This window comes from Halomonas sp. 3A7M (genome assembly GCF_014897875.1).
Lineage (GTDB): Bacteria > Pseudomonadota > Gammaproteobacteria > Pseudomonadales > Halomonadaceae > Vreelandella.
Genome location: NZ_JABUZD010000129.1, coordinates 24,286 through 32,855 on the forward strand (window position 1 = coordinate 24,286; position 8,570 = coordinate 32,855).

The window sequence follows — 8,570 nt, forward strand, 5'->3', positions numbered from 1 at the left end:
CTGCGCCGAGCCACTGGCCAGCTCTCGCCAAGCCGAAGCTCACCTGCGCGCCGCTTTGGCGACGCCCGTGCTGGGGCTGAGCCTAGCCGACCTTGATCACCTGCAACAAAACGAGCTGGCCTGGGAAGGGCGGGTGGAGCAATTCAGCCACTATCATCGCCTATGGCAGCGCCAAGGTGTGCTACCGCTGGTACGCCGTATGATGGTGGATTTCGACATTCCCGCCCGCCTACTGGGGGAATTCGAAGAGGGTGAGCGCTTGCTCACCGACCTGCTGCACTTAGGCGAATTGCTGCAGCAAGCCAGCGCAGAACTGGATGGCGAACACGCGCTGATTCGCTTTCTGTATGAAGCCATTGCCGACCCGGAAAGCCACGGCGATAGCCACAAGCTGCGCCTGGAAAGCGACGCGGATTTGGTCAAAGTGGTCACCATCCACAAATCCAAAGGGCTTGAGTACCCGCTGGTATTCCTGCCGTTTATCGCCAACCACCGCCCGGTAAGCGATAAAGACATACCGCTGCGCTGGCACGACGCCCACGGCAACCTTCAGCTCAGCCTAAACGCAGATGAAGAAACACAGGCCACCGCCGATCGCGAACGTTTAGGGGAAGACCTGCGCAAGCTTTATGTAGCGCTGACCCGCGCCCGCCACGCGACTTGGCTGGGGCTAGCCCCGCTCCAAGGGTTGGAAAATAGCGCCCTCGGCTACCTGATTAGCGGCGGAAAAATGATTGCACCGGCAGAGCTAACCAGCGCGCTGGAAGCGCTGGTTCAAGGCAGCGAGATTGCTGTCAGCGAGCCACCGGCCCCCACTGCCCAGCGCCTTGCTCTCTCAGAACAAAGCGCCGCGCTTGGGCACGCCCGCACGCCCACGCGCCCAGCCAAGGAACACTGGTGGATTGCCAGCTACTCGGCGCTGCGCCTTTCCGGCACGCTCACCGCCCCCACGGCCACGCCACTGGAGCCCACCACCGCCCAGGAAGCCACCGCGTTTGAAGTATTGGATGAGCCGCAGGAACTATCCCAGTTGGCCCAGCAGGAAACATTTCATCTGCATAAATTTCCCAGGGGGCCAGGGCCGGGCACTTTCCTGCACGGGCTGTTGGAATGGGCAGGCAGACAAGGCTTTGCAGCCGCTGCCAACGATCAAGATTCACTCAACGACATGCTATGGCGGCGCGTACAGCTACGCGGCTGGCAAGCATGGCAGGAACCACTGGCTGGCTGGCTTTCAGCGCTGCTCACCACGCCGTTACCGCTGGCCGCGCCAAACCAACAAAGCGTCGCGCTCACCGAACTCACCAGCTACCAAGTAGAGCTAGAGTTCTGGCTAGCCGCCCAACGGGTCAACACCCAGGCGATTGATGCACTGGTAAGCAAGCACTTACTGCCAGGGGTTGAGCGCCCAGCGCTGGATGCCGACACCCTAAACGGCATGCTGAAAGGCTTTATCGATTTAGCCTTCGAGCACCAGGGGCGCTTTTACGTGCTGGACTGGAAATCGAACTATTTAGGGCCGAATGACAGCGATTACGAACCGGACGCCTTGCGTCATGCGTTGCTGGCCAAGCGCTACGACCTCCAGGCCGCGCTTTACCTTCTGGCTATGCATCGGCTGCTAAAAGCGCGCTTGCCCGACTACGACCCGCACCAGCATCTAGGCGGTTCGATGACGGTATTTCTGCGCGGCAGCCGCAGCCCAGGGCGCGGGGTATTTTCCGAGCCCGCCCCGGTTGAACTGATCGAAGCACTGGATAGCCTGTTTGCAGGCGCATCATTTTCAAGCCCCGCACAGGAAGCGACGGTATGAGTAAGCCTAAAGACACCCACACCTTCGACCTGTTTGGCGATGCCGTTGAAACACAGGATGCCCAGCCCACCACGGCTTCCACGCCAGTGAGCGCTCACCCTGCGTTAAGCGATACCACTGAATTACTAACCCTATGCGAGCGCTGGGTAGCCAGGGGTTGGCTGCGCGATTTAGACCGCGCCCTGGTGCGCTTTCTAGCGGCAGAAGCACCGGATGCCCCCGCGCTGCTGCTGTTAGCCGCCGCCCTGGCCAGCCACCAGCTAGGCCGAGGCCATGTGTGTCTAGATTTGAACGCCACGCTTAACGCACCGGATTTCGCCCTTTCGCTACCGCCAGAAGGGGATGATTTAACCGACCCGCCACCGCTGCCCAGCGACGTGCTGGCAACGCTCACGCTAAGCGAATGGCAAGCCGCGCTGCATCACCCACTGCTCACCAGCGAAGGCCCTGGCAACACGCCGCTGGTGGTAGTGACTACTCATTCAGGTTCAGACGCACGACTCTACCTACGCCGCTACTGGCAGTACGAGCAAACCCTGCACCAGCAAATCGCCAGCCGCCTAGAAGATGAAAACACCGCACACACACAGGCGGTGAATGATAACGCCACGACGGCAACTGATAACCGTTGTAGGAGGCCAATTTATTGGGCGATGGGTGACGATAGTCACCCTGGCCTTCTCCCCCAGGCCCTGCATATTCTGTTCAAGCCAAGCGACGGCCTCGACTGGCAAAAAACCGCCTGCGCCCTGGCCGCCCGCAGCCGCTTCGGCATTATTACCGGCGGCCCCGGCACCGGCAAAACCACCACCGTGGTGCGCCTGCTCGCCCTGCTGCAAACCCTGCAACTGGCTCACTTACCCAGCCAACCGCTGCGCATTCGCCTAGCCGCCCCCACCGGTAAAGCCGCCGCCCGCCTGAATGAATCCATCGCCGGGCAAGTCAGCCAACTCCCCTTCAAAGGATTAGCCACTTTGCTGGAAGGAGCTTTGTGGAAGGAAGCTTTGTGGGAGGGAGCTTCAGCTCGCGAAAATGAGGCCACAGAACAGCTAAAAGCCGCAATCCCAACTGAAGTCACCACACTTCACCGCTTATTAGGCGCAAGACCCGACACCCGCCACTTCCGCCACAGCGCCGCCAACCCGCTAGCGCTGGATGTACTGGTGATCGACGAAGCGTCCATGGTGGATATAGAAATGATGGCCGCCGTGCTGAGTGCCCTGCCCGCCAATGCCCAGTGCGTGCTGTTGGGGGACAAAGACCAGCTAGCCTCGGTAGAAGCTGGCTCGGTACTTGGCGATTTATGCCGCCGCGCCGAAGCCGCCCACTACACCCCAGCAACCGCCCAATGGCTGGAAAGCGCCACCGGCCAGCCGCTGCCACCCGAGTACCTGGATGCTGACGGCCAGCCGCTCGACCAAGCCATTACCATGCTACGGGTAAGCCACCGCTTTAACGAACACAGCGGTATCGGCCAGTTAGCCCAGGCGATTAACCAGCCCAGCCACGCCCAAACTGACCGGGAAAAACAGCAGGCCGTTAACGCCGTGCTGCGCCATGGCTACCCAGACTTACACCACCTAACGCTTGCTGATGACACCGCGCTGGATAAGCTGGTGATTCACGGTAGTGCGGACAAGTTTCTCAATGGCGGCGAAGGCCGCACCAACCACAAACATGAGCCCATCGCCCCGCCCACTGGCTATCGCCATTATCTAAAGGTGCTGAACGCGCAACGCCCGCGTGGGGAATCGTTTGAGGACAACCCAGCGGCCTATAACGCCTGGGCAAGCGAGGTGCTAAGTGCCTACAGCCACTTCCAGCTGCTATGCGCGCTGCGCAAAGGCCCCTGGGGAGTAGAAGGCCTAAACCTGCATATCGCCAAAACCCTGCGTAGTGAAAAGCTACTTTACGGCAGTGACTACACGTTAGAGAAAGGCTGGTATGAAGGCCGCCCGGTACTGGTCACCCAAAACGACTACGGCCTAAAACTAATGAACGGCGATATCGGCATAACGCTGGCGGTGCCGGATCCACGCAATCCGCAACAAAAGCTGTTAAGAGTGGCCTTTCCTTCATCAAGTGCCACGAGCGATGCCGATAGCCCCATCCGCTGGGTGCTGCCCTCCCGCCTGCACTCGGTAGAAACCGTGTTCGCGATGACGGTACACAAGTCTCAAGGCTCGGAGTTCCTGCACACCGCCCTGCTGCTACCGCCCACCATCAACCCGATTCTCACCCGCGAGCTGGTCTACACCGGCATCACCCGCGCCCGCGACTGGCTCACGTTGATCGAAGCCAAACGCGGGGTGTTGAATGAGGCGGTTACTAGGGAGGTGATGAGGGTTAGTGGGATGTAGAAGGCTGTAATCAAGACCGACATTAGCGGTGCTGATAGTGTCGGTCTTCGGCCAATTGCGGATGTTGAGACAATGCTGGTATAACGCTGCCATCACCAGTAACAAAGCCGTAGAGAAGCAGAGGTTTTGGCATTCGGTGCATGCTTATTGTATTCCCAACAACCGCTTATAGGAGCTATCCTTTCCAAGTTTTGGAATCTGCGAGTCAGTAGCTCCTTGAATCTGAGCGAATGCTTGTTGAATCACTTGATTGGTTGTTTTCGGTGCGATTTTTCCCAGCAGAGCTCTGAAGTTTGAAACGCAAGACCTCAAGCCGACTCGAGAGGCAAATTCCCGGTCAGCTAGGAGAAGGGCAACCTCCCGCAACTCCGACTCGCCGAACTTCGATATTAACCTGTCATAATACGGTACGGCCATTTCCGATATGCCGTGCCCATTTCCAATCTTAGCCATCACAAGGGTCTTTACATAAGACTTGCGAACAGCGTCCGGAATCGTTCCGGCCGAAGAGACGTAGGCATCAAGAGCACGAGCGTGTGCTGGCTCATTGTGAAAGTTATTAAAACCAGTATGAGCAGCAAAGAGACAGTCGATTTTTTCTGAAATCTCTAGCGCAAGGGTATCGCTTGGCAGAAATGGCAAGCCCCCCACAACTGAAAGAAATTCATTGGCCGCGTCTTTACGCTCTACTTCTCCATTTGAAGCAAATGTTGCATATTTGAAACCACACTCATATTTAACCTCATCTGGAGCCACATTCCAGGCTGAACCAGCCACCAGTTTTATGTTGTTTTTAACCCGTACGGCTGCGTCCTTTGTTGTATACATCCCAAATAAAGTTCTAAGCAAGGATGTCGCAAGCTCAGGCGGCAAATTCTCAATTCCGACTCTTATGTACTGGGCATCATGCTCGGCAAGCGTGTTACTCCGGATGCTATTGAGAAATCGCTTTACCTCGATTACTGGCCCTTCTGGCTCTTTTGCAATCACCTCTCGAATACATGTTTCCAGCCAAGATATTAGCTGGAAACCAGTCAAGTCATTTTGGTTTGGGTGCGCAGCACTGGCCCAGTTCCTCATGTCTCTTATGTAATCAAGGTGTTTGTAACCAATATCAGAAAGAATGCCAGTGAGATGACAGCCTCGAATAAGCTCCCATTCTTCGATCTTTTGAAGGTCTTCTGCATCCTTTAGCTTTGACCTCCGCTTGGTATCTGTAACTACACTGTCATAAAAATACTCCAAGTCGAAGCGAGCAACTTTATTACGGAGGTTTACAACAGTTTCATCCCAAATAAAATTGAGCGCAGCATCAAATAGACCGGCTCCACAGGCAGCAATGAATTTCGACAGGTAAATTGAAGTAGATTTCCTGTCAGAGTCTATCAACTCAATTACGTCAGGAATATTGGTAATCACCCGCTGGCGCTCGTTTACCGGGACAAGAACCTGATCATTAGGGAGCCCTAGCTCGCCGAGATACTGTGTTAATCCAGAAGTAAACTGATCGACGCCAGTTGTCACCTCATCTTTTGATAAAACCTTAATTTTTTTCGTCAAAATCACCTCCTGAGTGACAACTCGTAAATCTAACGCCCCAATCACCAGGCCAGCAGAGTGGAGCAATTTTTGTGGTATAAAGGAGCGTAGCGAAACCACAAAAAAATGCGCAACGTAGCTGGCACCGCGTGCATTGGCTTGTTATACGCTGCCTTTGCCAAAAATAGCACTCAATTTAAATTTGTCTGTCTCGAGGGTGGTTGGGTTGCACTCAAGCACAAGGCTAGATTCAGAGTAGCCTTTTGATCTAGTTCCATTTTTTATGTTTGGATAATTTTTGAACTTGATTTTATTATAATCTGGATCAAACTTATTAATCAGCATTGCTTCAACTTCATTCGTAAGTTCTTGACTGCTAAAATCCACCATTGGTTTGTAAAAGTTTATAAATGAATCGACGTCATCATCACTTCCCAGATCGTGTAAAATAGGAGTTACGTTCGAGCGAAGCAACCAAGGTTGATAAGGAAAAATATTTTCCTCGTTAAACCCAACGACTTCGAGCAATATTAGTGATATTTCAAACGAATTTCTGTTACTTACGCTATCCAGCACAGTTTCTTTAGTCAAAATTGACTGCATATTTCCGTGGCCTGTCAATCGCGACCAGATGTCTTGACTGAAAGCTTTACCAACGTAATGGACTCTATAGTCAATATAGTCGTTCAAGTTTCCTGATATTTTGTAACCTGGACTATTTAAATCCGACAAGTGAATTATTTTTTGTGGGGTAATGCTTACCAGATGCTCTAAGGACTCTGTTTCTATAGAAAATCCGGCCGCATAATCTACAGATTTCTTCCCTTTGGCTTCACCTTTGTAAAGATGAAAGCTAAATGAATAATTTTCGCCGTCCTTAGCCAATCCACTTGAATATGGGTCAAGGGTTCCCGTCAGAGGAACGTTACCTCTCATGTCAGATATATCAAAGTTAACTAGACCCGCGTCGTCTATCCTAAGGTTGTTAAAATACATCAACGGGCGCTGAACAATTAAGTAAATAGTACTTTCACGCCATAGCTGGTGTATATCTGGAATCTCTTTAAGAAATTCAAATTCATATGCGCTGACTACTGGATAGCTTCCTCTAACCTGAATGTTTATATTTTTCACACCTTTAAGGTTTTCTTCACTATTCATATTTATCATTTAGCTCGATCAATGTATAACGCCGCGCTTTGCGGCCATTTTTTAGCACAGCGGAAAATTGATCCAACAACAACGCCTTGTTAAAAGCTATTACTCTAACCCTGGAAGACTACCTAATACCATCGCCCCTTTGCATTGAAACTAACTTGTCCTGTTTTTGGATCTATTTTCATTTCTATTTCTTCTGGCGGCTTAATGAATACCTGAGGAAACCCCCATTGAATAGGCGTTTGAAGGGTGTCGCCAATCCCATTCGTGATCGCCACTCGCATTCCGCTCCTGCTTTTCATAACCTTTACGAAGGTCCCGTCACTATTAACTTCGTTAGGCATCAGCCTATCTTCTGGCAGCGCATCAAGGAATTCAATATAGTGAATAAAGCTGCTCTTCTTTACGGGATCACCTTCCAGATACTCCATCGCGTCGTTTAGATGGATTTGATTGCAAAAATATGTGTAATTAACGCACCAAAATGATTCTTCTTTTTTACCTTTTAAAGGAACATTAAACTTAATTACAGGCAACGACTTTGAGGGAGCCACTCCATGACTGGAGATTTCGCCTCCAAACAAAGAGGACACGACCGTAGCTTTAGCTTTTTCAAAGATTACGCAAACGGGAGCATTGATTTGAGGCTCATACTTTGCTAGCTCGTTAAACTCATTGCTTAAAAATATACGTCTCTCTTCATCAAAAATGATGTCACCTTGATTAACGCACCCACGAAACATAAAACCATTTTTCAGGCCTATCTCTAAAAAGAAATTAATGGACCCTATGAAATTATTAACAGAAGCCACATTATCGATATCATAGGAAATCAAAAGTATTGAGTCAGAAATAATCTCAGATATCTCAAAATTGTTGCTAGGCCCTTCGTAGTCCTCAGGGACTCCAAAAAAACCTTGTTTTTTGCAGTATCGACGAATTCTGAATATTTATTATAAATATCTTCAATTCCCGCCTTTTCGACCATCGCTGAAAAGCCCAGGACATCTAAGAAGCATATCAGTCTGTTCTTGTAATGATTCAAATTTCACCTTTAAGGCAGTTGGTCACTTTGAAGCTTTTAACAGATATTAGACTGCCCATTTTATGATTGGATAAACGTGCCTGCATGTTTACCCGACAAATGCAGTCTAAAAAACAACTCCAAGCTATTGACATAAATAATTAATAGTTATAATTAGGCTACATTTCCAAGAATTACCGCTTTGGGTCGAAAAAGCGTCATTCGCTCAATTCCTCATAAAACGCCACCCTGTCCGCGATAGCTTCCAAGCCGCCAATCGGCTGCTCGTAGCTCCAGGCGATATCCTGGCGTTCACCCAGCGAGAAAGTCACCGTATGCCCTTTGAATGAGCAAAATGTGGTGGTTTCTGAAACGCTGAGTAACTCCATCCGTACGTCTTCACGTGGGAAGTAGTGGCGTGGCGGGTAGCCGTGTTCGCGGAGTTCAAGCGTATTGGTGGAGTCGGCGATTAACGAGGCTGTAGAAAAACCCGATTTCGAGCCGTTTCCACTGCCTGTTGTCCTTATTCATTTACCCAGCCGGTCATCCGGCTGAGTAATATTAATATCGACATTTAGCCACTTGAGCGCCCAGCTTAAGCCCGCTGAAGACCGCCTACTGGGTTCACAAAGCAACTTACTCCGCTCTAAGCCCTTCATGATGCGGCCAAGTGGCC

The 8,570-nt window shown here is 51.3% G+C and carries 6 protein-coding genes; 2 read left to right on the top strand and 4 right to left on the bottom strand.

Going from position 1 to position 8,570, the window contains the following annotated elements; translation table 11 throughout:
* Together INT19_RS19480 and recD are read left to right on the top strand one after the other, a co-directional pair.
* The coding region (locus tag INT19_RS19480; protein ID WP_226924594.1) for a 3'-5' exonuclease at positions 1–1,813 on the top strand (1,813 nt) is incomplete at its 5' end.
* Positions 1,810–4,173 (top strand): exodeoxyribonuclease V subunit alpha, encoded by a 2,364-nt coding sequence (gene recD / locus INT19_RS11820; RefSeq protein ID WP_193060877.1) that lies wholly within the window; start codon positions 1,810–1,812, stop codon positions 4,171–4,173. The genes INT19_RS19480 and recD, both read left to right, overlap by 4 nt.
* Positions 4,174–4,317: 144 nt before the next feature.
* On the opposite strand, the gene INT19_RS11825 is transcribed toward recD, so the two are convergent.
* The 4 genes from INT19_RS11825 to INT19_RS11840 all read right to left on the bottom strand — a co-directional run bounded on the left by INT19_RS11825 (position 4,318) and on the right by INT19_RS11840 (position 8,421).
* Positions 4,318–5,733: a hypothetical protein gene (locus INT19_RS11825; RefSeq protein ID WP_193060878.1), complete on the bottom strand. Its 1,416-nt coding sequence runs from the start codon at positions 5,731–5,733 to the stop codon at positions 4,318–4,320.
* A 141-nt stretch (positions 5,734–5,874) separates the two neighbouring features.
* Positions 5,875–6,873, bottom strand: coding sequence for a hypothetical protein (locus tag INT19_RS11830; protein WP_193060879.1), 999 nt, complete (start codon positions 6,871–6,873; stop codon positions 5,875–5,877).
* Positions 6,874–6,995: 122 nt separating this feature from the next.
* Positions 6,996–7,682 carry a hypothetical protein gene (locus INT19_RS11835; RefSeq protein WP_193060880.1) on the bottom strand — a complete coding sequence of 229 codons (687 nt, stop codon included), beginning with the start codon at positions 7,680–7,682 and terminating at the stop codon, positions 6,996–6,998.
* Positions 7,683–8,112: 430 nt separating this feature from the next.
* Positions 8,113–8,421 carry a DUF427 domain-containing protein gene (locus tag INT19_RS11840; RefSeq protein ID WP_193060882.1) on the bottom strand — a complete coding sequence of 103 codons (309 nt, stop codon included), beginning with the start codon at positions 8,419–8,421 and terminating at the stop codon, positions 8,113–8,115.
* Between the last annotated feature and the right edge of the window lie 149 nt (positions 8,422–8,570).

Bases quoted from the DNA above. Each gene is read 5' to 3' on its own strand.
- recD (WP_193060877.1), top strand. From the start codon at position 1,810: ATGAGTAAGCCTAAAGACACCCACACCTTCGACCTGTTTGGCGATGCC.
- INT19_RS11830 (WP_193060879.1), bottom strand. From the start codon at position 6,873: ATGAATAGTGAAGAAAACCTTAAAGGTGTGAAAAATATAAACATTCAG.